Source organism: Sporofaciens sp. St.21A7 (assembly GCF_059728535.1).
In genome coordinates this window covers 4,662,089-4,686,272 of record NZ_BAAGFN010000001.1, presented here as the reverse complement: position 1 = coordinate 4,686,272, position 24,184 = coordinate 4,662,089, and the positions used below count along the sequence as shown (strand labels likewise).

General features: G+C 49.0%; 29 protein-coding genes and 1 pseudogene. 23 read left to right on the top strand and 7 right to left on the bottom strand.

Annotation, left to right across the window (positions count from 1 at the left end):
* Positions 1-59: 59 nt before the first annotated feature.
* Positions 60-354, top strand: a pseudogene (locus AC6I3O_RS23345) (sugar transporter); the annotation flags it as partial.
* Positions 355-507: 153 nt separating this feature from the next.
* Here AC6I3O_RS23345 and bilS read toward each other — a convergent pair.
* From bilS to AC6I3O_RS23325, 4 genes are read right to left on the bottom strand one after another with little or no spacing between them, the layout of a single operon-like run.
* Positions 508-1,035, bottom strand: a complete 528-nt coding sequence (bilS, locus tag AC6I3O_RS23340) for a flavodoxin family protein BilS (RefSeq protein WP_497852914.1) — start codon at positions 1,033-1,035, stop codon at positions 508-510.
* Positions 1,036-1,059: 24 nt separating this feature from the next.
* Positions 1,060-1,731 (bottom strand): J domain-containing protein, encoded by a 672-nt coding sequence (locus AC6I3O_RS23335; RefSeq protein WP_497852913.1) that lies wholly within the window; start codon positions 1,729-1,731, stop codon positions 1,060-1,062.
* Positions 1,728-2,564: a DUF5685 family protein gene (locus AC6I3O_RS23330; protein ID WP_497852912.1), complete on the bottom strand. Its 837-nt coding sequence runs from the start codon at positions 2,562-2,564 to the stop codon at positions 1,728-1,730. The genes AC6I3O_RS23335 and AC6I3O_RS23330 overlap by 4 nt, the downstream gene beginning before the upstream one ends.
* Positions 2,565-2,578: 14 nt before the next feature.
* Entirely contained in the window at positions 2,579-2,974 is a 396-nt protein-coding gene (locus tag AC6I3O_RS23325; protein ID WP_497852911.1) for a zinc ribbon domain-containing protein, read from the bottom strand.
* A gap of 200 nt (positions 2,975-3,174) precedes the next feature.
* Between AC6I3O_RS23325 and AC6I3O_RS23320 the strand changes: the two genes are divergently transcribed.
* From AC6I3O_RS23320 to gnpA, 9 genes are all read left to right on the top strand, one after another.
* Positions 3,175-4,476 (top strand): L-cysteine desulfidase family protein, encoded by a 1,302-nt coding sequence (locus AC6I3O_RS23320; RefSeq protein ID WP_497852910.1) that lies wholly within the window; start codon positions 3,175-3,177, stop codon positions 4,474-4,476.
* Positions 4,451-5,671: a class B sortase gene (gene srtB / locus AC6I3O_RS23315; protein ID WP_497852909.1), complete on the top strand. Its 1,221-nt coding sequence runs from the start codon at positions 4,451-4,453 to the stop codon at positions 5,669-5,671. Before AC6I3O_RS23320 ends, srtB begins: the two co-directional genes overlap by 26 nt.
* Positions 5,672-5,675: 4 nt before the next feature.
* Positions 5,676-5,870, top strand: a complete 195-nt coding sequence (locus AC6I3O_RS23310; RefSeq protein WP_497852908.1) for a DUF951 domain-containing protein — start codon at positions 5,676-5,678, stop codon at positions 5,868-5,870.
* Positions 5,871-5,997: 127 nt separating this feature from the next.
* The gene (gene rpsF / locus AC6I3O_RS23305) at positions 5,998-6,285 is read left to right on the top strand and encodes a 30S ribosomal protein S6 (RefSeq protein ID WP_334637955.1); all 288 of its coding nucleotides are present in this window, start codon (positions 5,998-6,000) and stop codon (positions 6,283-6,285) included.
* A gap of 21 nt (positions 6,286-6,306) precedes the next feature.
* Positions 6,307-6,759 (top strand): single-stranded DNA-binding protein, encoded by a 453-nt coding sequence (locus tag AC6I3O_RS23300; protein WP_497852907.1) that lies wholly within the window; start codon positions 6,307-6,309, stop codon positions 6,757-6,759.
* A 22-nt stretch (positions 6,760-6,781) separates the two neighbouring features.
* Positions 6,782-7,048, top strand: coding sequence for a 30S ribosomal protein S18 (gene rpsR / locus AC6I3O_RS23295; protein WP_016221384.1), 267 nt, complete (start codon positions 6,782-6,784; stop codon positions 7,046-7,048).
* Between the two features lie 221 nt (positions 7,049-7,269).
* Positions 7,270-7,986 carry a carbohydrate-binding family 9-like protein gene (locus AC6I3O_RS23290; RefSeq protein WP_497852906.1) on the top strand — a complete coding sequence of 239 codons (717 nt, stop codon included), beginning with the start codon at positions 7,270-7,272 and terminating at the stop codon, positions 7,984-7,986.
* A 105-nt stretch (positions 7,987-8,091) separates the two neighbouring features.
* Complete coding sequence (gene nagB / locus AC6I3O_RS23285; RefSeq protein WP_497852905.1) at positions 8,092-8,823, top strand: glucosamine-6-phosphate deaminase; 732 nt, start codon at positions 8,092-8,094, stop codon at positions 8,821-8,823.
* Between the two features lie 51 nt (positions 8,824-8,874).
* Positions 8,875-11,082 carry a 1,3-beta-galactosyl-N-acetylhexosamine phosphorylase gene (gnpA, locus tag AC6I3O_RS23280; protein WP_497852904.1) on the top strand — a complete coding sequence of 736 codons (2,208 nt, stop codon included), beginning with the start codon at positions 8,875-8,877 and terminating at the stop codon, positions 11,080-11,082.
* A gap of 31 nt (positions 11,083-11,113) precedes the next feature.
* Here the strand turns inward: gnpA and AC6I3O_RS23275 are convergent, their stop codons facing one another.
* Positions 11,114-12,028 (bottom strand): helix-turn-helix domain-containing protein, encoded by a 915-nt coding sequence (locus AC6I3O_RS23275; RefSeq protein WP_497852903.1) that lies wholly within the window; start codon positions 12,026-12,028, stop codon positions 11,114-11,116.
* A gap of 186 nt (positions 12,029-12,214) precedes the next feature.
* Here AC6I3O_RS23275 and AC6I3O_RS23270 point away from each other — a divergent pair, with 186 nt between their 5' ends.
* Together AC6I3O_RS23270 and AC6I3O_RS23265 are read left to right on the top strand one after the other, a co-directional pair.
* Positions 12,215-13,141, top strand: a complete 927-nt coding sequence (locus AC6I3O_RS23270) for a nucleotidyltransferase family protein (protein WP_497852902.1) — start codon at positions 12,215-12,217, stop codon at positions 13,139-13,141.
* Entirely contained in the window at positions 13,141-14,262 is a 1,122-nt protein-coding gene (locus tag AC6I3O_RS23265) for a phosphotransferase enzyme family protein (RefSeq protein WP_497852901.1), read from the top strand. The genes AC6I3O_RS23270 and AC6I3O_RS23265 overlap by 1 nt, the downstream gene beginning before the upstream one ends.
* A gap of 145 nt (positions 14,263-14,407) precedes the next feature.
* On the opposite strand, the gene AC6I3O_RS23260 is transcribed toward AC6I3O_RS23265, so the two are convergent.
* Entirely contained in the window at positions 14,408-15,265 is an 858-nt protein-coding gene (locus tag AC6I3O_RS23260) for a class I SAM-dependent methyltransferase (protein WP_497852900.1), read from the bottom strand.
* 165 nt (positions 15,266-15,430) lie between these two features.
* Between AC6I3O_RS23260 and AC6I3O_RS23255 the strand changes: the two genes are divergently transcribed.
* Both AC6I3O_RS23255 and AC6I3O_RS23250 read left to right on the top strand, forming a co-directional pair.
* A complete protein-coding gene (locus tag AC6I3O_RS23255; protein WP_497852899.1) occupies positions 15,431-16,060 on the top strand; it encodes an ECF transporter S component in 630 nt (209 codons plus the stop codon).
* A gap of 81 nt (positions 16,061-16,141) precedes the next feature.
* Entirely contained in the window at positions 16,142-16,825 is a 684-nt protein-coding gene (locus AC6I3O_RS23250) for a dihydrofolate reductase family protein (protein WP_497852898.1), read from the top strand.
* 191 nt (positions 16,826-17,016) lie between these two features.
* On the opposite strand, the gene AC6I3O_RS23245 is transcribed toward AC6I3O_RS23250, so the two are convergent.
* The gene (locus AC6I3O_RS23245) at positions 17,017-17,385 is read right to left on the bottom strand and encodes a VOC family protein (RefSeq protein WP_497852897.1); all 369 of its coding nucleotides are present in this window, start codon (positions 17,383-17,385) and stop codon (positions 17,017-17,019) included.
* Positions 17,386-17,521: 136 nt separating this feature from the next.
* On the opposite strand from AC6I3O_RS23245, the gene tsaE reads away from it, so the two are divergent.
* From tsaE to AC6I3O_RS23200, 9 genes are all read left to right on the top strand, one after another.
* Positions 17,522-18,013: a tRNA (adenosine(37)-N6)-threonylcarbamoyltransferase complex ATPase subunit type 1 TsaE gene (gene tsaE / locus AC6I3O_RS23240; RefSeq protein ID WP_497852896.1), complete on the top strand. Its 492-nt coding sequence runs from the start codon at positions 17,522-17,524 to the stop codon at positions 18,011-18,013.
* On the top strand, positions 18,001-18,732 hold the full coding sequence (gene tsaB / locus AC6I3O_RS23235) for a tRNA (adenosine(37)-N6)-threonylcarbamoyltransferase complex dimerization subunit type 1 TsaB (protein WP_497852895.1): 732 nt from the start codon (positions 18,001-18,003) through the stop codon (positions 18,730-18,732). The genes tsaE and tsaB overlap by 13 nt, the downstream gene beginning before the upstream one ends.
* Entirely contained in the window at positions 18,719-19,753 is a 1,035-nt protein-coding gene (locus AC6I3O_RS23230; protein ID WP_497852894.1) for a threonine aldolase family protein, read from the top strand. The genes tsaB and AC6I3O_RS23230 overlap by 14 nt, the downstream gene beginning before the upstream one ends.
* Before the next feature lie 6 nt (positions 19,754-19,759).
* On the top strand, positions 19,760-20,275 hold the full coding sequence (gene rimI, locus AC6I3O_RS23225) for a ribosomal protein S18-alanine N-acetyltransferase (protein ID WP_497852893.1): 516 nt from the start codon (positions 19,760-19,762) through the stop codon (positions 20,273-20,275).
* Positions 20,276-20,429: 154 nt separating this feature from the next.
* Positions 20,430-20,657, top strand: a complete 228-nt coding sequence (locus AC6I3O_RS23220; RefSeq protein WP_497852892.1) for a hypothetical protein — start codon at positions 20,430-20,432, stop codon at positions 20,655-20,657.
* Between the two features lie 8 nt (positions 20,658-20,665).
* Complete coding sequence (locus AC6I3O_RS23215; RefSeq protein ID WP_497852891.1) at positions 20,666-21,574, top strand: ribonuclease Z; 909 nt, start codon at positions 20,666-20,668, stop codon at positions 21,572-21,574.
* 57 nt (positions 21,575-21,631) lie between these two features.
* Positions 21,632-22,660 carry a tRNA (adenosine(37)-N6)-threonylcarbamoyltransferase complex transferase subunit TsaD gene (gene tsaD / locus AC6I3O_RS23210; RefSeq protein ID WP_497852890.1) on the top strand — a complete coding sequence of 343 codons (1,029 nt, stop codon included), beginning with the start codon at positions 21,632-21,634 and terminating at the stop codon, positions 22,658-22,660.
* Positions 22,661-23,419 (top strand): 2-C-methyl-D-erythritol 4-phosphate cytidylyltransferase, encoded by a 759-nt coding sequence (gene ispD / locus AC6I3O_RS23205; RefSeq protein WP_497852889.1) that lies wholly within the window; start codon positions 22,661-22,663, stop codon positions 23,417-23,419.
* A gap of 27 nt (positions 23,420-23,446) precedes the next feature.
* On the top strand, positions 23,447-24,169 hold the full coding sequence (locus tag AC6I3O_RS23200; RefSeq protein ID WP_497852888.1) for an ABC transporter ATP-binding protein: 723 nt from the start codon (positions 23,447-23,449) through the stop codon (positions 24,167-24,169).
* Positions 24,170-24,184: the final 15 nt, after the last annotated feature.

The window sequence follows — 24,184 nt, the reverse complement described above, 5'->3', positions numbered from 1 at the left end:
ACAGCCCAGGACAGATATACTTAAATCAGTATCTACAACAGAAAGAGGAGGTAATCACAATGTCTATTACAGCGGAAACCGCGAAAGCCCATGCGAACGACCCGGCAGTCCTGTGCTGCAGGGCAGAAGGAGGAATCACCATCGAGGCAGCGAATCTGGAAGATCCGGCAATCTTCGATGAACTGGTGGATTCCGGATTATTGAACCTTGACGGATGCCTGACAATCGGACAGGTATTGGGGGCAAAACTTACGAAGACCAGCGATTCACTCTGTCCACTGACCGTTGACAATGTGGAGGGGTTCAAGGACGCATCTGAGAGTGCGCCAGAGGAGCCGGCAGAAGGGGAAAAGGAAGCTAAAGCCGCGGCAGTCGAGATGAACGTGCAGGGCGCGGTGACAACGGTTAAGAGCGGCAAGGTAGTCATTTCCATCAAAGAAGGAAAAGACATCTATCTGGAACTTCCCATATAGGGGGCTTATCTGTTACATGAATAAGGCAGAGGAACTAAAATTCCTCTGCCTCTATTTTCTTCAATATCTTTTCCACAAATACTTTTGCATGTTCCAAATCAAGGCTGTCGGGGTGGGTCAGCGCCTCGTCGAAATTCCGCAGGCACAAATTAATCTGCGCGGCATTCTCTTTCGTCCTGATAGCCTCGTATTTTTGGCGCACACGCTGAGGCATCTTGCCCTGGCAGATAAATGCTCCCAGATATTCATTGTCAGACTCAATCCACACATTTGCGCTGTGTTCAATCGCACTGTAATATTCCGGGGAGTTGCCCATGCCGCATGTCCCGAACAAGGCAATCCGTTTTCCGCTCAAATCGTTCAGAAAATCGCTGACTGCCATGCTGCATGAACCTTGATGCACACAGAACCCTATGAAATAAATATGGGCTTCCGGAATCCGCTTGTCCGTCATAATGTCGATTAAATCCTTGGAAGTCCCGGGAAGGTGGGAAAAGATGGTTGCAGCTATCTTCTTCGTATTCCCAGACTCGCTTTGATATAATACGAGATATTCCAGCATGGATGACGCCTCCTTTCTTGAACGTTATATATATCCGCCGGGTATTCCGCCTCCTCCACAGCAGAAACCACTGCCGCAGCACATATTGCAGATAATGTTTGCGATGCACAGCTTCGTACACCAGTCTCCTCCGCCCATAAACGTAGTCTGATAAGACCCTTGCTGCTGCTGATACCATGTTCCGCCGCTCTCGAAACGACGGACAAGAAACTGATATTGCAGGTTATCGGGTTCAAGGCGGAGGGCTTCCTGTGCATGTTGGAAGGCAATCGCATTGTTCCCGGCGCCGGAGTTGGCAAGGGCGCTGTAATAATACCAACGGGCGTTCCGCCCGCGGATACTGTTCAGAAGGTTCAGCGCCTCCTGATAATGGCGGCTGTTAATAAAGTTTGAAGCAGCTTTCATGTGGAGGTCTTCTTCCGTCTCGCCGCCGGACGCCGCCTGCTGGTACTGTGCGTTAAAACCACGGAAATTCCCGAAACCGCCGTAAGAACCGGAATCCTGATATTCCCGTTCCTGCATAATCTGCTGATAAGCCTGCTGTACCTCTTTGAAGCGGGCTTCCGCCTGGTCTTTGTTGGGATTGTTGATATTCGCATCCGGATGATATTTCCGGCTCAGGGTGCGGTATGCTTTCTTTATCTCTTCGTCAGATGCGCTCTGTGGGATGCCAAGAACGCCGTATGGATCTGTCATTTTTCTTCTCCTGAATCTGAATTAGTATTGTCTGTGTAACGCTGCCAGACACCAGAATATAGTATATTACGAAGAATGTCAGTATGCAAGAGGATTGGCAGTTTTTCAAATTCACGGGAACATTCCGCCATCATCAGTGTCATCACTTTCCGGCAGTTTTCTGAAAATTGGGAATCATTTTGGTATGCATCCTTGAAAGGATTGTAATTATGGGTTCGGATATCCTCGGCCACATCCGTAAAGGCATCCATCAGGTAAATGAATTTGCCTAGAAAGAAACCGATCTTCCTAAGGGACGCTTCCCATTCATCCTTACGGTATGCGAATAGCTCTGCCATGATATTGCCGAAAAGCCCTGCCACCAGGTCAATGTTCTGTTCATTTTCCCGCTCCAGGACAGAAAGACGTCTTAGATTGGAAGAAACGGCGGCGACCTTGGAAGGATACTGCCGGCAGATGTCCTTCATCTTAGGAGTAAGAAGTTTTGCCGCGATATAGCTCTTACGCTTGTGGTCGTCCTCCCAGTCATCTTTGCATTTATAGTAGGACAAAATGAGGTTGACGGCAGCGGCGTACTCTGTAAATTCATTCGTCCGGGCAATATGTTTTTCCAGAGGGTGCGCAATACAGTTCACCACTTCCTTCTCTTCCAAAGGCTCGTAAAGACCGGTCAGGAGGACGATTAAAAATGTCATGTCGAAGGACAGCGTCACCTGCCCGCGGATGCCGTAACGCTCTTTCAGGCATTTGCAAAGACCGCAGTAGTAAGAGTGGTACATCTCATAATCTTTGAATTTCATCTCTGCCTTGTTGATTGCAATATATCCAAACATTAGAAACCTCGTCTTTAACTGTTCTTAATAAATGTTGCGCTGCATTTCGGACACCGGATTTCAATCCGTCCCTTGCCCCGGGGAATGCGGATTTTCTGGCGGCAGGCAGGACACTTATAAATATGGTGGGTCTTGCGCTGCGCCATCAGGTTTTTCTGTTTGTAAAAAGCAGTCCGCAGCTTGTAAGTCTTATTCAGATACCACTGGTTTTCCGAAGAACGTTTGTAGACGTTTCTGGAAAACATACGGAAGTAAGTGTAAATGATGCATGCCCAGGACACAAGGGAAAGGATCAGGTTGTTGTTCCAGCCGGCAAGAATCATGGCGATAAGCCCGGCGATAATCGTAAATTTTCCCAGAGAATCCATACCGTAACGGCCGTACATAAATCGGATAAATTTTTCTTTCACGTATATCAACCTCCTAAATATATGTTCCATCATACGCTGTATAGAGGGAAAGTCAATAAATTGCCGATTAAAAATATATAAAGTTTTTAATCCTGTTTTTTTAAATGCTTTCATAGAAGGCAGGTTCGTGATATAATATGCTATTAGATGAGAGATGATATTGTTTTGAAGATTCGTCCGGACAGGGGAGAATACAGAAAATGAATGAATTGACCAGATTGATAAAAGAAGATATGAGGCCGGCTCTTGGCGTCACGGAGCCGGGGGCGATTGCGTTTGCGGTCGCCAGCGCCAGGGCGCATGTGCAGGGCGAGGTCAGGAAGGTGCGGGTGGCTTTGAACTCAGGGATGTACAAGAATGCTTATACCTGCGGAATACCGAATTCGTCGAATTTCGGGAATCTGTATGCGGCGGCGTTAGGCGCGGCTGCGGCAGACGCCGAGAAGGGGCTGGAATCCCTGAGGGATATCACGCCTGAGGATGATGCAAAAGCGGCGGCGATGGTGGAGAGTGGCATGGTGGAGGCGGTTCTGGATCATATCGGCTCTGAGATTACGATAGACGCAACGGTCCAGACGGAACAGGACATTTGTACCGTACATATCCGGGACAGCCATACGCATATTGTCTCCATAGAGAAGAATGGCGTACAGATCTATGCGGATGAAGCATATTTGCGCCAAATGGATAATGGGGGCGGTGATGCCAGTGGAGACGGTGAGATTCCTGTGGTACATCAATACTCGCTGCATGAAATTATGGAATATGTCCGGGAGGTTCCAAAGGAGGAGATTTCTTTTATCAGAGAAGCTTTTTCGATGAATATGGAACTTTTGGAGGAAGGAATGGCATCCGAACGGGCAGTGATAACGAAACTTTTATTGGGAGAGAACGGCGGCAAGGTCATTTCAGATAATGTGCTAAAAACGGCGCAGTTATTGTGCAACGGGGCGATTGAGGCCAGGGTGCTTGGGCTTTCACGGCCGGCAATGAGCATTACCGGGAGCGGGGCCCATGGAATTATTGCGACGATGCCGCTGATGGCCCAGTTTCGTGCAGAAGGAAGTGAAGGGGATGAGACGCGTCTGTTGAGGGCGGCGGCGCTTAGTTACCTGATTACCATGTATATCAAGGAATACTCGGGAAGGCTGTCGGCATTCTGTGGCTGTGGGATTGCGGCAGGAACAGGAATGGCCTGCGGGCTTGCATTTATGAAAGGTGCAGATGAGGAGACGATGGGCAGGGTGATTCAGAATATGGCAAGCGGGCTGACAGGGATGATCTGTGACGGCGGAAACCATGGCTGTACCATGAAAGGAATTGTTGCTGTGGATGCGGCATTCCGTGCCGTCTATATGGCGATGGAAGGCGTGTGTATTGATGGAATCCACGGAATCAATGGGAGAACGCCGGAGGATACCATGCGGCATATGGGGATGATTGCCTCCCCGGGGATGACCGGGACGGAGAAGACGATTGTGGAGATTATGGAGCAGAAGTGAGGCGGCAGGAGATTTTAATATAGAGGAGCGAGGTATGGAAGAAATTAAGAATAAAGGCAGCAGAAGCGCAGGAAGCAGAAGGCCGGACGGCAAAAGTATCAGCCGCCAAAGCGGTACGGAAAGGGCGTCTGACGGGAAGAGCATCCGAAGCAGAAGTTCGGACGGCACAGGCGGCAGGAGCGTTAGAAGAAGCGGCAGTGCGGGCCGGGAAAGCGCAGGCCAAAGGGACGCAGACGGCGGGAAAATCCGCAGCAGAAGACCGGACGGCGGAAAGAACGCAAGCCAAAGGAGCACGGATGGAAAGAGCATAAGCCAGAGGGGTGCGGACGGAAAAAGTATAAGCCAGAGGGGGGCGGACGGAAAGAGTATTCATCACCGGCGGCCGCCTCGTGAAGAAGAGGGCGGCGGCGGTGAGACAAGGCCTGGAGGCAGACGTGGAGGACGCAGAAGAAAGAAGAAACAGAAGAATAGCCTTCTGACGAATATTATTCTGGTGGTGGCGGTTGCCGTATTCTGCGTATCCGCTTTCCAGTTGTTCCGTATCGGTAAGGGTTACTATGACGGCAGAAGCGAGTATGAAAAAATCCGGGAACTTGCGATTTCAGAGGATACGAAAGACGGCCCCAGATTCCAGGTGAATTTTGACGAGCTGCGCGCGCTGAATCCGGACACCATCGCATGGTTAAGGTTCGACCCCGAACCCAAAGTCATTAATTACCCGGTGGTGCAGGGAAAGGATAATGACGAATATCTCCACAAGACGTTTTCTGCAAATGAGAATACGCTGGGGACCATTTTCCTGAATGTGGATAACAATGCGAATTTCCTGGATGAGAATTCCATCCTGTACGGGCATTATATGAACGACGGCTCTATGTTCCGCCATTTGGAGGATTATAAAGACAAGGCGTTCTGGGAGGCGAATCCGTATTTTTACATCTACACGCCGGACGGACAGGAATTGGTTTACCATATCTATTCTGTGGGAGAGGTGCTGGATACGTCGGATACGTATCTGACAGATTTCCCGACTAATGACGATTACCAGAAGTTCCTGAACATGACGAAAGAAGTTGCAATGTATGACACGGGAATCGAGGTGACGACAGGCGACACCATCGTTACCCTGTCTACCTGTACAAGTGCGAATAATGACCATCGGTTTGTAGTCCGGGGCGTGAAGGTGAGGGAGTAAAGGGATGAGAAATGATTATGTATACGAAGTCGGTGATATCGTGACGCTCAAGAAACAGCATCCCTGCGGAAGCAAGGAGTGGGAGATCTTACGGGTGGGGGCGGATTTCCGCCTCAAATGCCTTGGCTGCGGGCATCAGATTATGATTGCCCGTAAGCTTGTCGAAAAAAACACGAAGGATTTGCGGAAAAAGGCTTGAAACAAGCCGTGGATTATGATATCATAGTAATCCGTGATACAATGAATCTGCCGGTTTGAGACGGCAGATATCCTTGCTCCCGTAAAGGGACGGGGGCCAAAAGACCAGAAGGAGGTGCAGAGACGACATGAACAAGTATGAATTAGCTGTTGTTGTCAGTGCAAAGATCGAAGATGACGAGAGAGCACAGGTAGTCGAGAAGGTAAAGGCGTTAGTAGAGCGCTTCGGCGGCCAGATCTCCGATGTCGATGAATGGGGTAAGAGAAGGTTAGCTTACGAGATTCAGAAGATGAGAGAAGCATACTACTATTTCATCCACTTCGATGCCGAAGCTGATGTTCCGGGCGAGATTGAACAGAGAATCCGCATTATGGACAACGTAATCCGGTATTTGTGCGTTAGACAGGAAGCATAAGCAGGAAGTAGAGGTAATTATATGAATAAAGTAATTTTGATGGGACGCTTAACAAGAGATCCGGAAGTGAGATACTCTCAGGGAGAGAACTCATTGGCGATTGCGAGATATACGCTTGCCGTTGACCGCAGATTTAAGAGGGACGGGGAAGCGACTGCCGACTTTATCAACTGCGTGGCATTTGGGAAGGCGGCAGAGCATGCCGAGAGGTTTTACCGTCAGGGTCTTAAAGTCGTAATCACCGGACGTATTCAGACGGGAAGTTATACGAACAAGGACGGCGTGAAGGTCTATACGACGGAGGTTGTGGTTGAAGAGCAGGAATTTGCCGAGAGCAAGGCTGTGAGCGACGCCAACGCCGGAAGTTACCGTCAGGCTCCCTCACCGGCGCCAGCTCCGGCTCCTGTATCGGATGCGGGTGACGGCTTCATGAATATTCCAGATGGAATCGATGAAGAATTACCGTTTAACTAGGGATTGAAAGGAGAGGAATATCATGGCTTACGATAAAGGCAATCGTCCGGAAGGCGGCTTCAAGAGAAGAGGCGGCGGACGCAGAAGAAAGAAAGTATGTGTATTCTGCGGCAAGGAGAATAACGAGATTGACTACAAGGATGTAGCGAAGTTAAGGAAGTATATCTCTGAGAGAGGGAAGATTCTCCCGAGAAGGATTACCGGTAACTGTGCAAAGCACCAGAGGGCTCTTACAGTAGCAATCAAGAGAGCGCGTCATATTGCTTTGATGCCGTATGTGCAGGAGTAATCGTTCATAGATATGAGTATAATAGGCTGTCGTACTAGCTGATGGATATTGGCTGTTCGGCAGCCTTTTTAGCGGTATGGATATGGAGAGGAATGTGCCGGATATAATTGTTGATTTTTCTTGTATTATTGTATATTTGCATATACATAACCTTGCTTTCCCACCCTTTTTTTGGTACATTATGTATAGGGATTACGATAGGCGGCAAGAAATGTGTATGTGTGTGGAGTTCGCTAAGTTATCCGGGCATTTCCGTATTGGGGAAACGGACTGCCCGCAGGAGAATGGCAGGATGGTATACGAAAGGATTATTTATGGTAGTTGAAGTGATTGGGAGTCAGCTGGAGCTGGAAGAGGTGGAACCGTTTTTTGTGGAAGAGCTTCTGTGGGGGACGAAATCTATTCCAAAGACGTATGGATATCTGGGATTTGTCCCAAAGGAGGGGTTTTATCTGAAAATGGTATGCGAGGAGGAAGAACCTCTCCGTACCTATGAGAATGTTCTGGACCCGGTCTACCGGGACAGTGCGATGGAGGCTTTTTTTCAGTTTGAGCCGGAGCGGGAAGGCCGCGGGTCGGCGGTTTACCTGAATTTCGAGGTGAATGCCAACGGTGCGCTGCTGGCGGAATATGGGAGCGGGCGGGCATTTCGGACACAATTTAACAGGGAAGAGCTGGACGCATTTGGATGCGCTGCCGCAGTAGAAGAGGGGCAGTGGAGTTTTCAGATGCATATACCGCTGTGGGTGTTGGATGAGGTCTATGGGACTTTGGATATGAAACGGGGAAGCAGGTTTACCTGTAATTTTTATAAAATATCCGAGTCGAAGGAGATTGAACATTACGCGGCATGTTTTCCTATCCGCTCAGAAATTCCAAGTTTTCATATGCCGGAGTACTTTGGGGAGGCAGTGATTGCTGGCGGAGAAAGCGTCTGAACGCACACCTTGGAAGGAGTGTGTAAAAGGCAGGTATATTATGGTGTATATTTCCCTCGGCAGAGGGTAGATATAAAGATAAAAAGATGATCAGGAGGTATTTCGATGAAGATTTACAAAGCAGCAGACTACAATGAGATGAGCAGGAAGGCGGCAAATGTGATTGCGGCGCAGGTGATCATGAAACCGGATTGTGTTCTGGGGCTGGCGACGGGGTCAACGCCGATTGGTACTTATGAACAGCTGGTTGAGAAGTATAAGGCGGGGGATCTGGATTTTTCTGCCGTGAAGTCTGTGAATCTGGACGAGTATAAGGGACTTCCACGCACCAATGATCAGAGTTATTATTATTTCATGCATGAACATCTTTTTGACAAGGTGAATATTGATTCGGAGAATACACATCTGCCGGATGGGACGAAGGAAGACAGTGTGAAAGAGTGTGCGGAGTATGAGGAAGTAATCCGCTCTCTCGGCGGGGTTGATCTGCAGCTTTTAGGGCTGGGGCACAACGGGCATATCGGTTTCAATGAGCCGGCGGATGCATTTGACAAGGAGACGCACTGTGTAGACTTGCAGGAGAGCACGATTGAGGCGAATAAGAGATTTTTTGCTTCTGCGGATGATGTGCCTAAGCAGGCGTATACCATGGGAATCGGTACGATTATGCGGGCGAAGAAGGTTCTGGTTGTCGTAAGCGGGGAAGATAAGGCGGATATTGTGGCGAAGGCATTCTTTGGGCCGGTAACGCCGTCTGTTCCGGCGTCTATTCTTCAGATGCATAATGATGTGACCATTGTAGCGGATGCAGCCGCTCTGTCTAAGATTCCACAGTAATTTGGAGATGGGGGCGGACGGACTGTCGTCCAATCGTATGAGGAGAAAAATATGAGCGATCGTTTGAGAGGTCGGGTTACAATCCCGACGGATGTAGATGTAGTTCCGGAGACTCTTGAGCTTGTGAGACGCTGGGGGGCGGACGCAATCCGGGACTGTGACGGGACGGAGTACCCGGAAGAATTGAGGAATGTGGATGCGAAGGTTTATTCCACGTACTATACGACCAGGAAAGACAATGAGTGGGCGAAGGCGCACCCGGAAGAGATCCAGCAGATGTATATCATGACTCCGTTCTACAATGCCACGGAGGAGAATCTGCGGATTCATTTGATGAACCATCTATATCCGGATATGCTTGCCGTGAATTCCAGAGACAACATTAAGAAATGGTGGGAAGTCATTGACCGTACCACTGGGGATGTGGTGCCTGCGCAAGGAGCTTGCTGCGGAGGCAGAGAGGGAGAGCTTATCCAGGAAGAAGAGTGGTATTATGAAGAGGAAGCCGGCGACGTGGTGATTACGGGCGCGAAGGCGTTCCATGATTATACGGTGAGTTTCCTTGCCTATATTATGTGGGACCCGGTGCATATGTACAATGCGGTAACGAACGACTGGAAGGGTGTGGAGAAGCAGATTACCTTCGATGTACGTCAGCCTAAGACGAGAGAGTTCTCCATGGAGCGTCTGCGGAAATATATTGCGGCGAACCCGCATATTGACGTAATCCGTTACACCACGTTTTTCCATCAGTTTACCCTGATTTTTGACGAGTTTGCCCGTGAAAAGTATGTGGACTGGTACGGATACTCTGCTTCCGTAAGCCCCTATATTTTAGAGCAGTTCGAGCGGGAAGTGGGATACCCGTTCCGTCCGGAGTATATCATTGACCAGGGATATATGAATAATACCTACCGCGTGCCGTCGAAAGAGTTCCGTGATTTCCAGAATTTCCAGAGAAGGGAAGTTGCGAAACTGGCGAAAGAGATGGTGGATATCACCCATGAGTGCGGGAAAGAAGCGATGATGTTCCTTGGGGATCACTGGATTGGCATGGAGCCGTTTATGGATGAATTCAAGAGTATCGGGCTGGACGCGGTGGTCGGAAGTGTGGGCAATGGGGCCACCCTTAGGCTGATCAGTGATATTGAAGGGGTTAAATACACGGAAGGGCGTTTCCTGCCTTATTTCTTCCCGGATACGTTCCATGAGGGAGGCGATCCGGTGAAAGAGGCGAAGGTGAATTGGGTGACGGCGAGACGCGCAATCCTGCGCAAGCCGATTGACCGGATTGGCTACGGCGGGTATCTGAAGCTGGCCATGGAGTTCCCGGAGTTTATCGATTATGTGGAGGAGGTCTGTCAGGAATTCCGTGTCCTGTACGAGAATATCAAGGGGACGACGCCTCACTGCGTCAAGAAGGTAGCGGTTCTGAACAGTTGGGGACGCATGCGGGCATGGGGCAACCATATGGTCCATCATGCTTTGTATTATAAGCAGAATTATTCTTATGCGGGGATTATTGAGGCGTTGAGCGGCGCGCCCTTTGACGTGAAGTTCATTAGTTTTGACGATATCCGGACGAACCCGGCTGTGCTGGATGATATAGATGTAATCCTGAATGTTGGGGACGCATATACTGCGTACACGGGCGGAGAGAATTGGAAGGATGAAAGAATCCTGACGGCTGTGAAGCGGTTTGTACATCAAGGAGGCGGTTTCATCGGAGTCGGTGAACCGGCGGCGTACCAGTGGCAGGGAAGATTCTTCCAGTTGTCGGGAGTCCTTGGCGTGGAGGAAGAGACGGGATTTACGCTGAATGTGGATAAGTATAACTGGGACGAGCATGCCCATTTTATTACCGAGGACTGTAAGGGGCGGATTGACTTTGGCGAGGGCAAGAAGAATATCTTCGCATTGGACGGGACAACCGTAATCTGCCAGCGGGATAAGGAAGTACAGCTTGCGGCGAATACCTTCGGCAAAGGGCGCGGCGTGTATATCAGCGGGCTTCCGTACAGTTTCGAGAACAGCAGGCTTTTGTATCGGGCGATTTTGTGGGCTTCTGGTGCGGAAGATGAATTGAAGCAATGGTTTTCCAGTAATTATAACGTGGAGGTTCATGCTTATATTAAGAACGGGAAGTACTGCGTGGTGAATAATACTTATGAGCCTCAGAGTACAACGGTGTATAAGGGCGACGGGTCAAGTTTTGAACTTGACATGCAGGCAAATGAGATTATCTGGTATGAGATTTAATTGATTCAATTACAATGTGAAGGAGGGGAGCTTAGAAGCTCCCCTCTGCCATTGCTTTGATTGACAAGGCATATTCAGAGGGAGTCATACCGGTTGATTTCTTAAACTGCCGTGAAAAATAGTGGATGGAGGAATACCCTAACTGCTCAGAAATCTGTGTGAAGTTCAGGTGTCCCGTCCGTATCATTTCTTTTGCAGCGTTGATCTTCAGCAGGGTAAAATATTCGATAATTCCCATGCCGCACCGTTCTTTGAAAATCTTCTGCAGCTGTGACCTCCCAACCAGATTGTCCCGGCAAATCTGTTCGATGGAGACGGCGGCGTTAATCCTAAGGGCAAGATAGTCGGTCACACGGCTGAATATCTCGGCGTCGCTCTTGCTCTTGGTGGACTTGAGGGGGGCGGCCTTCGCAATTTCCTTGGGAATGGCAAGGGGATTGGAGTAGCGGCGGACCAGGTGGATTAAGAGCTGTTCCAGATAGAGACAGATTAACTGTTCGGCGCCGAACATGTCCGGTTCTTTGCGCGGCATATTCTGGAGATAGGGGTCGTCCAGCCGGCAGTCGAAACAGCGTCTTGCCTCAATAATGATGCTGGCAAGAATATTGCGCTCTGTCTCGTCGATTTTGAGCGTCTTCTTGCGAAAAAATGTCATGGCTTCGTCTTCGCAGTGGAAGGAAATTACGACCAGATTCGGGGCAATCTTTCCGGTTGCCTGTACGCTGTGAAACTCATTTGGCTGGTGAAATGCGATATCTCCCCGTTTCAGTACGGTAGTCTCACTGCCTGCGGTTACGTTCACTTCTCCTTTGTCTACGCAGATAAACTCCCAGAAATCATGGGTTTCTCCCTCAAAAGAAAAATTGCTCATATATTCAAAATAGTGAATGCTGTATATTTTGTTGATTGATATTGATTTTTTTAAAATAACTCCGTTGTAGCCCATAACTTAACCTCTGTATACTTAGTCTATAAGATATTTTATCGTATATTTCGGAAAAAGAAAAGAGCGTAAATGACGATTGTGCAAATCAAGAATCATATAGTACAAAGATTTTCCGGCCTTGTTGTACTACAATAAATACAGATGAAGCAATCAATATACGGATATCAGAATTATGGAGGTAAGAAAATGGATAAACCGGTATTAGTAATCATGGCGGCAGGAATGGGGAGCCGTTATGGAGGTCTCAAGCAGATTGACCCAGTGGATGACGAAGGTCATATTATCATGGATTTTTCCCTGTATGATGCCAGGAAGGCAGGTTTTGAGAAAGTAATCTTTATCATTAAGCGGGAAAATGAAGCCGATTTCAGAGAAGCGATTGGCGACCGTGTAGAGAAATATATGGAGGTTTCCTATGCATTTCAGGAGATTGGAAATATCCCGGAGGGATACTCTGTTCCGGAAGGCCGTGTGAAGCCATGGGGAACGGCCCATGCGGTGCTTAGCTGTATCGACCAGGTTGACGGTCCCTTTGCAGTAATCAATGCAGACGATTACTATGGAAGGGAAGCGTTTGAGCTGATATACAACTATCTGGCGGCGCATCAGGATGATGAGAAGTATCGTTATACGATGGTGGGCTACCTGCTTGCCAACACCGTGACGGACAATGGACATGTGGCGCGGGGAATCTGTGAGATGAACAAGGAGGGCGAACTGGTCGGCATTACCGAGAGAACCAAGATTGAGAAGCGCGACGGCGGGATTGCATTCACGGAGGATGACGGCGAGACATGGACGCCTGTTGCCAGTGACACCACCGTTTCCATGAACATGTGGGGATTCACACACAGCATTTTGAAAGAGATCCGCGACCGTTTTCCTGCGTTTTTGGACCAGGGAATTAAGAGCAATCCGATGAAATGTGAGTATTTCCTTCCTGCGGTTGTGAGCGATCTTTTAGGAGAGGGACGTGCGACTGTGGCTGTTCTTAAATCTGCGGATAAATGGTATGGAGTAACTTATAAAGAGGATAAGCCGGTGGTTGTAGCGGCAATTCAGAAAATGAAAGAAGAAGGGCTCTATCCGGAGCACCTGTGGGAGGAAGTATAATGGGAGAAGCATCACCAATTCAGATAGCAGAAGTAATTGGAAATTTTCAGTATAACGGAAGACTTATGAGAGGCTGCGCCTATGGAAACGGGCATATTAACGACACATATCTTCTGACATTCCAGATTTCTGGTATGGGTAACATCAAGGTAATTTTGCAGAAGATGAACAAAGATGTATTTAAGCAGCCAACGGAACTGATGGAGAATGTCATGGGTGTTACGGCGTATCTCAGGGAGCAGATCATTAAGAATGGCGGAGATCCGGAGCGGGAGACGCTGAATGTGATTCCTGCATATGATGGCAAGCCATATTACCGTGATTCTTATGGAGACTATTGGCGTTCTTATAAGTTTATTACGGATGCTACCAGTTATGATGTGGTAGAGAAGCCGGAGCATTTTTACCAGAGCGCAGTTGCATTCGGTAATTTCCAGTGTATGCTGGCGGATTATCCGGCGGATACGCTGAATGAGACAATTGTTGGATTTCATGACACGCGTGCAAGGTTTGGCGTATTTAAGAAAGCAGTGGAAGAGGATATATTGGGAAGAGCTGCTTCTGTAAAAGAAGAGATTCAGTTTGTGCTGGATAGGGAAGATGTTGCCAATTATTTCTCCGAGCTTCAGGATAAGGGAGAACTGCCGCTTCGCGTTACCCACAATGATACGAAGCTGAATAATATCATGATTGACAATAAGACGGGAAAAGGAATCTGCGTAATCGATCTGGATACGGTTATGCCAGGGCTTGCAATGAATGATTTCGGCGATTCTATCCGTTTCGGCGCCAGCACTGCGGCGGAGGATGAGAAAGATTTATCCAAGGTATCTTGCAGTATGGACTTGTTTGACTTGTATGCAAAGGGATTTATTGAAGGATGTGCGGGAAGGCTGACCAGTAAAGAGATTGAATTGCTTCCGATGGGGGCAAAGGTTATGACCTTTGAGTGCGGTATGCGTTTCCTTACGGATTATCTCCAGGGGGATCGGTATTTCAAGATTCACAGGGAAGGACATAATCTTGACCGATGCCGTACACAGTTTAAGCTGGTTGCGGATATGGAAACAAAATGGGAGACGATGCAGGGGATTGTTAAGAAATACCAGGGAATCGGCTAGAAGCTTGGTTTGACGCCCATTCATAGGCCCGTCCATAGACGGTGGCGAATATATAACGGAACGAATGAACTCCCTTCCGGATAGACAAGTATACCCAAGGGTACACTTGTCTATCCGGAAGGGAGTTCATTTGGCGAGGGTTATACTAGATTTCCCACCTCCCGGAAGCACCGCAAGGAAGGCATAGCCCTGTGCGGCTGACGGGAAGCCCAATCTCCTGGGAGGCCACTGCGCCGCCGTACTTTTTAAGTTCCGTACTCAGCATATAAGTCAGCACGGCAGGGGCAAGCCCGGTAGTGTAGGAGTTGACCAGGAAAAATAGTGGTTCATCCGACAAAATCCCTGCACACAGCTTGATTAGCGGATGGATGGAGTCCTCAATCTTCCAGATCTCGCCCTTAGGTCCACGTCCGTAAGAAGGAGGGTCCATAATCACGGCGTCGTAATGGTTTCCGCGGCGGATTTCACGTTCTACAAATTTGACACAGTCGTCTACCAGCCAGCGGATTGGCTTGTCCGACAGCCCGGAAGAAGCGGCGTTTTCTTTCGCCCAGGCGACCATGCCCTTTGAGGCGTCTACATGGGTAACGTTTGCCCCGGCTTCTGCGGCGGCTAGGGTGGCTCCGCCTGTATAGGCAAACAGGTTTAGCACCTTTATCGGTCTTTTCGCATTGCGGATTTTTTCTGAGAACCAGTCCCAGTTTGCCGCCTGCTCTGGGAACAGCCCCGTATGTTTGAAGCTGAAAGGTTTTAGGTTAAACGTAAGGCTTTGGTAATGGATCTGCCACTGCTTGGGCAACTGGAAGAACTCCCATTCCCCGCCGCCCTTTTTGCTCCGGTGGTAATGTCCGTTCCTGTGCGTCCAGCCGTCGTCAGTTCTGGGGGTATCCCAGATGACCTGGGGGTCTGGGCGAACCAAGAGGTAACTGCCCCACCGTTCTAATTTCTCGCCTTTGCTGCAATCTATGATTTCATAATCTTTCCATTTATCTGCAATCCACATGTCTGAAATTCCTTTCTTATCTGAACCTTCTTAATTACTGATTTAGTATATCTATTTTAGTAGACAAAATCAAGTGAAAAAGTCAAGAAGAAATCGCTTGAAATCATATATAGAATGGACTATAATGATTCTGCAAAATAAATGAGTTCTTCGGGGGAGGGTGTTATGAATATGGATACAGTAACGCCTGCAAATGCAAGGCAAAAGACGAATGTAAGGCGGATGGCGCAGATGGGGATGCTTGCTGCTATATCGGTGGTGCTGATGCTTTTTGAGATCCCTCTGCCTTTTGCACCGGCATTTTACGAGATTGATTTCAGTGAAGTCCCAGTTATGGTGGGATGTTTTACCATGGGGCCTGCTGCGGGAGCAGTGATAGAGTTTCTGAAAATCCTGCTGAACTTTGCTATTAACGGGACAGACACGGCAGGAGTCGGGGAATTTGCGAATTTCCTGATTGGCTGTTCCATGGTGGTTCCGGCGGCAATAATCTATAAGAAGAAACGGACCAAATCCGGGGCGGTTTTAGGGATGGTTATCGGGACGTTATTTATGACGGCCGTGGGGTGCTTTTTAAATGCGTTCGTGCTGCTTCCTGCCTATGCAAAAGCCTTTGGGATGCCGATGGATGCGCTGATTGGGATGGGTTCGGCTGTGAACAGCCATATTACGGGGCTTGGAACATTTGCCGTATTTGCGGTGGCGCCTTTTAACCTGCTGAAAGGATTTTTGGTATCTGTGATTGTGCTTCTGATTTATAAGAAGATTAGTCCAATTCTGAAACATGGCATGTAATGCCCGATGGAGAAAAGAATTCTTTTAAGCAGCTTATATCTGTTGTGCTAAAAAAGCGGAGAATGAAGTCGGAGGGAGCAAATGGACAGACCTATTACAACACTATTTATGCTAATGTCTGTTGATGGTAAAATCAGCACTGGAGCATCAGATCATTTAGATGTGGATAAGGATTTTCCTAAAATTGCAGGAGTTAAAGAAGGATTGCATCAATATTATGAAATAGAACAGACAACAGATTTATGGTCGCTTAATTCTGGAAGAGTGCAAGCCAAAATCGGTATTAACTCAGCGGACATGCCAAATAAAACGCCCGTCTCTTTTGTTGTAATTGATAATAGTCATTTAAAAGAACATGGGGTACGTTATCTTTGTGCTTTATCAAAACAATTTGTGTTGGTTACATCCAACGCAAAACATCCGGCATTTGAAATAGAAGAAGATAATCTCCATATCATTTATCAAAATGAACAACTATCGTTGAAAGATGTTCTTACAAAACTCAAATCACAATATAGTTGTGAGAGAATAACGATACAAACTGGCGGTACATTAAATGAACTGTTTCTCCGTGAAAAGCTGATAGATTATCTTGATATTGTTGTAGCGCCTGTATTAGTTGGCGGTAAAGATACCTCTACTTTAATTGATGGAAAATCCTTATTGTCAGAAAGCGAATTATCAAGATTAGGTGTGTTGAAATTGCAAGAATGTGTAGTTTTGGAAAACTCGTATCTTAGATTGCGTTATAGGGTAATTCACTGACGATTTGCGAGAACTTTGAGAAGAACCGGACTGATATCAAGCACCAAATAAGGCGTCCACCCTTTAAAACGGGGGAAACGCCTTATTATTTTTGTATCAAATGTGACGTGGTTACTTGGCGGGGATGTCAGGAAGCTGCCCTGCGCTTTATACGTTTAGCCAGACGGACAAAGCTTATCTTGCATACATGTTTATTCAGCCGGACAGATTTCAATCCAGTATCCGTCAGGGTCATTGATGAAATAAATACCCATCTCGGGATTCTCGAAGCATACGCAGTCCATTTCTTTGTGGAGCGCCAGAGCAGCGTCCATATCGTCTACCCGCATTGCAAGATGGGATTCGTTGTCCCCAAGGTTATAGGGCCTGTCCATGTCCCTAAGCCACGTGAGCTCTAAAAGGTGCGGGGTTGTCCCGTCGCCAAGAAACGCCAGTTTGAAACTGCCGTCTTCGGATTCCACCTTTTTTGTGACCGTAAGCCCGAGCGCTTTTTTGTAGAATTCGATTGATTTTCCAAGATCCAGTACATTGATATTGTTGTGGTAAAATGTAAATTTCATGTAGACTTCCTCCTTTGAGTATGTTTGCAAAATAAGTATATCATGAGTAGCGAAAGAAGAAAAGATATGTTATAATGACGGGGCGGCGGGAAGAAATGCCGGGATATAGAAGGAGAGAATATCGGGGAGAGTTTCTATGGAGACAGAAGCGAATAGGGAGAAAGTTCTTGAGGAGACAAAAGCGAATAGAGAGGAAGCTCTTGTAGTGACTGAGACGAAAGCCGAACGTGAAACCTATGAACTGGGTGTTCGGATGGGAAAGCGCTCTTTGGCAGGACAGGTGTATACGCTGGTGGGAGATCTTGGAGTCGGGAAGACTGTATTTACCCAAGGGTTTGCCGCAGGACTTGGAATTATGGAACCTGTCAGCAGCCCTACGTTTACCATTGTGCAGGTTTACGAGGAGGGGCGGCTGCCCTTTTACCATTTTGACGTATACCGAATTGGGGACGCAGAAGAGATGGAGGAGATTGGCTTTGAGGATTATATTTACGGCGGGGGCGTGAGCCTGATTGAGTGGGCGGATTTAATCCGGGAGATTCTGCCGGAACATTATACGGAGATTAAGATTGAGAAGGATTTGGAGAAGGGATTCGATTATCGGAGGATTAGCATATGCGAATACTAGCAATGGACAGCTCCGGGCTTGTGGCAAGCGTAGCGGTAGTGGAGACAGGGGCGATTGAGGAAGTGACGGTTGCGGAGTATACGGTGAATTATAAGAAGACCCATTCCCAGACGCTGCTTCCCATGCTGGATGATGTGGCGAAGATGATAGAGCTTGATTTGGATACCATAGATGCGATTGCGGTAGCGGCAGGGCCAGGTTCGTTTACCGGGCTGAGGATTGGGTCGGCTACGGCGAAGGGGCTAGGGCTTGCACTCTCAAAACCGTTAATCCATGTGCCTACTCTACACGGGCTTGCGTACAATCTATGCGGCTCGGACAAGATTGTCTGCCCAATCATGGATGCAAGAAGAGGGCAGGTCTATACGGGGATTTATGAGTTTGAGGGAAATGAACTTGTGGTCATAGAGGATCAGATGGCGGTCAGTATCGAGGAGCTGGGCGGGAAACTCTGTGCGTATGACAGGGAGGTCGTATTTTTAGGCGACGGCGTACCGGTATTTTGTGAAGCCCTTGTGGAGCGGATTATGGCGGGGGTTAGGATATCGTTTGCACCGGCGCACATGAACCGGCAGAGGGCGGCGGCAATCGGCACCCTTGCTATCCAGTATTACCGGGCGGGAAAGATGGAGTCTGCGGCGGAGCATCAGCCGGACTATCTCCGAGTTTCCCAGGCGGAACGTGAGAGAAGGGAGAGATTAGGGAATGATTCGATTTGAATGTGATTATCTGGAGGGAGCGCATCCTCTGATTTTAAAGAGGTTGGGAGAGACAAATCTCCTACAGACGGCAGGGTACGGAGAAGATCCGTTCTGCGCCGGGGCCAGGGAGAAGATTCGTGCGGCGTGCGGCGGCGCGGATGTGGAGGTACATTTCCTTGTGGGCGGCACACAGACCAATTTTACCGTTATCAGCGCCATGCTCCGTCCCCATCAGGGCGTTCTGGCAGCGTCTACCGGGCATATCAATGTCCATGAGACAGGGGCGGTTGAGGCGGTAGGTCATAAGGTGCTTCCGCTTCCAAGCGAGGACGGCAAGATTCGTGCGGGTCAGGTGCGTATGGCTTATGAGGCCCATTGGAATGATAAGGATCACGAGCATATGGTACAGCCGGGGATGGTGTACATTTCCCAGCCGACGGAGAATGGGACGCTTTACAGTAAGGAAGAGCTTCAGGCGCTGCATGACGTGTGCCGGGAATTGTCGCTGCCTCTGTTTCTGGACGGTGCGAGGATGGGATATGGATTGATGTCGGAGGCGAACGACCTTACGCTTGAAGACATTGCAAAGCTTACGGATGTGTTTTATATTGGCGGGACGAAAGTCGGTGCGCTGTTCGGAGAGGCGGTGGTGATTGCGAATCCGATGTTTCGGAAGGATTTCCGGTATTTTATCAAACAGCATGGAGGAATGCTTGCCAAGGGACGGCTTTTGGGGATTCAGTTCGATACCCTTTTTACGGACGGGCTGTATTTTGAGATTGCGAAACGGGCGGACGGGCTTGCCATGCGGTTAAAGGATGCATTTACAAAGAAAGGGTACGGGCTTAGGTTCGATTCGTATACGAACCAGCAGTTCCCGATTCTGCCCAATGGCCATATGGAGAGGTTAAAGGAGAAGTATACCTTTGCATTTTGGGAGGCAGTGGATGATTCCCATAGCGCGGTGCGTTTCTGTACCAGCTGGGCGACGCAGGAGTCGGCAGTGGAGGAGCTGATCCGTGATATTGAGGAGTTATGAGAGGTAATGAGAATTCAAGAGGAGCGGTATGGGCAGGAGAAGGAGAACCTGCGCAGGATTCAGGATAAATCGGTAGAATGGCGCATCTGTGAGATTCAATATGGGCAGGAGAAGGAAATCTCCGATTTGGCGGCTTTGGAGGGACGGATATTTTCAGATGCATGGACGGAAAACGGAATCCGTGAGACATTGCGCCAGAACCATACGTTGGCGCTTGGCATATGGAAAGGAGAATCCTTCGCCGGATATGTGATTCTGTATTACGTGTTGGATGAGGGGGAAATCGCAAGGATTGCCGTAGATTCGGCATATCGCCGCCAAGGGGCTGCCCGTGCTCTGTTCGGGCAGCTGGCGGTGATATGCAAGGAAAAAGGGATTGGCAGGCTGATGCTTGAGGTCAGGCAGGGCAATCAGGCGGCGGTTTCTTTCTACCGGAAATGTGGATTTACGGTGGATGGAATCCGCAAGGCTTATTATACGGAGCCTTGCGAAGACGCGGTCCTGATGAGTAAGGACATGTAAGAAGATTTTTGGAGTTATGGAAGAACCATGGCAGGTATGACAGTAGTTCCCACTGGAAAGCAGATTGGGAAGACGTTATAATATAGGCGTAACAAGAAAGAAGAAGTATCTGGGATTATTTCGCAGATCGCAGGATACCGACAGGAGGAATTGTATGCGCCAGTATAGGATAGAGTTAGAGAGAACAAAGAACGTTGAGAAGATTATTTGTAATAAATGTGGTAAGGAAATTCTGGTACAAAGAGGGGTTCCCCAGGAGGATGTACTGGAAGTGGAGAAGCGCTGGGGATATCATTCCAGAAAGGACAACCAGGTAGACCAGTTCGATCTGTGCGAGGATTGCTACGACGAGCTGGTGAGAAGCTTTCTGATTAAGATATGAGGTAGGATATGTTAGATGTATGTTTGTTAGGGACAGGAGGAATGATGCCGCTGCCGTATCGGTGGCTCACTGCGCTCATGATACGGTATAATGGCAGCAGTGTGTTGATTGACTGCGGGGAAGGGACGCAGATTGCGATTAAGGAGAAGGGATGGAGTTTTAAGCCGATTGACGTGATTTGCTTTACCCATTATCACGGCGACCATGTCAGCGGCCTTCCGGGGCTTTTGCTTACGATGGGAAATGCAGAGCGGACGGAGCCGCTGACGCTGATTGGCCCTAAGGGGCTGGAACGTGTGGTGAAGGCGCTAAGGGTGATTGCCCCGGAGCTGCCTTTCCCTATCAAATATTTGGAGATTACCGAGCCGGAGCAGACATTCGAGATGAATGGCTACCGGCTTAAAGCATTTCGGGTCAACCATAATGTTTTATGCTACGGCTATACGCTGGAGATTGACCGGGCGGGGAGGTTCGACGTGGAGCGCGCCAATGCAGCCGGGATTCCTAAGAGATACTGGGGGACTCTGCAGAAGGGCGGGACGGTGGAGATTGAAGGCAATCTTTATACGCCGGACATGGTGCTTGGACCTGCGAGAAAAGGGCTGAAAATTGCATATTGTACGGATACAAGGCCGACGGATTCCATCCGGGAAAATGCCATGGGTTCTGATTTGTTCGTCTGCGAGGGTATGTACGGGGAGAAGGATAAGCAGAAGAAGGCGAAGGAATATAAGCATATGACATTTTATGAGGCGGCGCAGCTTGCGAAGGAAGCGGAGGTGGGCGAGATGTGGCTGACCCATTACAGCCCGTCTCTTACGAAACCGGAAGAGTATATGGACGAGGTACGTCAGATTTTCCCGCAGTCGGTGGCGGCGAAGGACGGCAGGTCGGTGGAGCTGGTTTTCTCGGAGTGAGATATGAAGGCGGGTATGAAAGAAGAATTATCAAAAGAATAGAAAGAGGGGATAGCTATGTGCGGAAAAGAAGATATCCTGATTCTGGCGATTGAGAGTTCCTGCGATGAGACGGCGGCAGCAGTCGTTAAGAATGGGCGTGAAGTAAAATCGAATATCATTTCTTCACAGATTGCACTCCACACGCTCTATGGGGGCGTTGTCCCGGAAATCGCATCCAGAAAGCATATTGAGAAGATTAATCAGGTAATCGAGGCTGCGCTGGCAGAAGCAGAGGTCATGCTTAACGAAATCGACGCTGTAGGCGTTACCTATGGGCCGGGCCTGGTGGGCGCGCTCCTTGTAGGCGTTGCAGAGGCGAAGGCAATCGCCTATGCGGCGAAGAAGCCATTGATTGGAGTCCATCACATCGAGGGGCATATTGCGGCAAATTTTATTGAGCATCCGGATTTGGAGCCGCCGTTCTTCTGTTTGGTGGTATCCGGGGGACATACCCATCTTGTGCGGGTGAAGGATTACGGGAAGTTCGATATCATCGGGCGTACAAGGGACGACGCTGCCGGGGAAGCATTTGACAAGGTGGCCCGGGCAATCGGGCTTGGATACCCCGGGGGCCCTAAGATTGACAAAGTTTCAAAGGAAGGCAATCCGGATGCGGTTGTGTTCCCGCGGGCCCATGTGGCGGACGCCCCGTATGATTTCAGTTTCAGCGGAGTAAAGTCCGCGGTGCTGAATTATATCAACGGATGCCGGATGAAGGGGGAAGAATACAGCCAGGCGGACGTGGCGGCGTCATTTCAGAAGGCGGTTACGGAAGTGTTGGTGGAACATGCGATGCATGCCGTGGAAGAGTACCATGTGGACAGGTTTGCGATTGCGGGGGGCGTTGCATCTAACAGTGCGCTGCGCTTGGCGATGAAGGATGCATGCGAAAAAAGAGGCGTCCGGTTCTATTACCCGTCGCCGGTGTACTGTACGGATAATGCGGCGATGATCGGGGCTGCGGCTTATTATGAATACATCAATGGTACGAGGCATGGGTGGGATTTGAACGCCGTGCCGAACCTGAAACTGGGGGAAAGATAGATGGCAGATGGGAAGGATAAGAAGCGGTGTGGGGCAGTTGTCCTTGCGGCGGGACAGGGAAAGCGGATGGGAACCTCTGTCAGCAAGCAGTATATTGAGCTTGGCGGAAAACCGATGATTTACTATGCGCTGTGTGCTTTTGAGGAATCGGAGATTGTGGACACAGTGGCGCTCGTGGTGGGAGAAGGACAGATTTCATATGCGGAACAGGAAATTGTCAGGAAATATGGCTTTTCCAAAGTGTGTACGGTTGTTGAGGGCGGGAAAGAACGCTATGATTCTGTATGGCGTGGCTTAAAGGCGGTCACATCGGTCCAGGAGATTGATTATATATTTATTCATGACGGGGCGCGTCCGTTTGTGGACGGGGCAATCCTGCGGCGGGGATATGAGACGGTAAAGGAATTCCGGGCGTGCGTCGCGGGCATGCCCAGTAAGGATACCGTCAAGGTGGTAGATGAGGGTGGTTTTGCAGTAAACACGCCGAAACGCAGAAATGTGTGGGTTGTCCAGACGCCGCAGATTTTTGAAAAATCTCTGATTATGGAGGCGTATGACAGAATGATGGAGACAGAACATGGGGACGTGACGGATGATGCGATGGCTGTGGAGCGGATGATGAACGTCCCGGTCAGGATGTTTGAAGGCTCTTATCAGAATATGAAGATTACAACGCCGGAGGATTTGGAGATTGCAAAGGTGTTTTTGGGGATTCAAGATTCTTATGACATTCAGGGCAACGAATTGCGCAGTCTTTAATTGATGAGAGAAAGGGAGGACGCCGATATGCTGGAAGTGAAGAACCTGACGTTCAAGGTGAATGAAAATGGAATAGAAAAAAGTATTGTTAAAAATATCAGCTTCCGTGTGGAAGACGGAGAGATGCTCGTAATTACGGGGCCAAACGGCGGCGGGAAGTCAACGCTTGCCAAGGTGCTGATGGGAATCGAGGCGGCGGACGAGGGACAGATTCTACTGGATGGGGAAGATATCACGGCTTATGATATCAACCACCGTGCAAATGCGGGGATTGGCTTTGCGTTCCAGCAGCCCCCCAGATTCAAAGGAATGACGGTGATCCGGCTGTTATCTCTGGCGGCAGGGCGGAAGCTTTTGGAATCGGAATGCTGCGGCCTGTTGAGCAGGGTTGGGTTATGCGCCCAGGAGTATGTGAACAGAGAAGTGGACGGAACGCTTTCCGGCGGGGAAATGAAACGGCTTGAGATTGCCACAGTGTTGGCAAAGTCCCACAAGCTCTGTATCTTCGACGAGCCGGAGGCGGGGATTGACCTGTGGAGCTTTTCGATGCTGATTCAGGAGTTTGAGAAGATTCACAGTAAAAAAGCGGAAAGCCTGATTTTGATTTCCCATCAGGAGAGGATTATCGGGATGGCGGACAGAATTATGGTGATTGAGGACGGGACGATTGGAGCGGTTGGCGTAAGAGATGAGATTTTGCCCAAGTTGTTGGATAAGGGCGGAAGCTGTACCTGTATGAACCGGGAGTAGGAAGGGGCGCGAAAC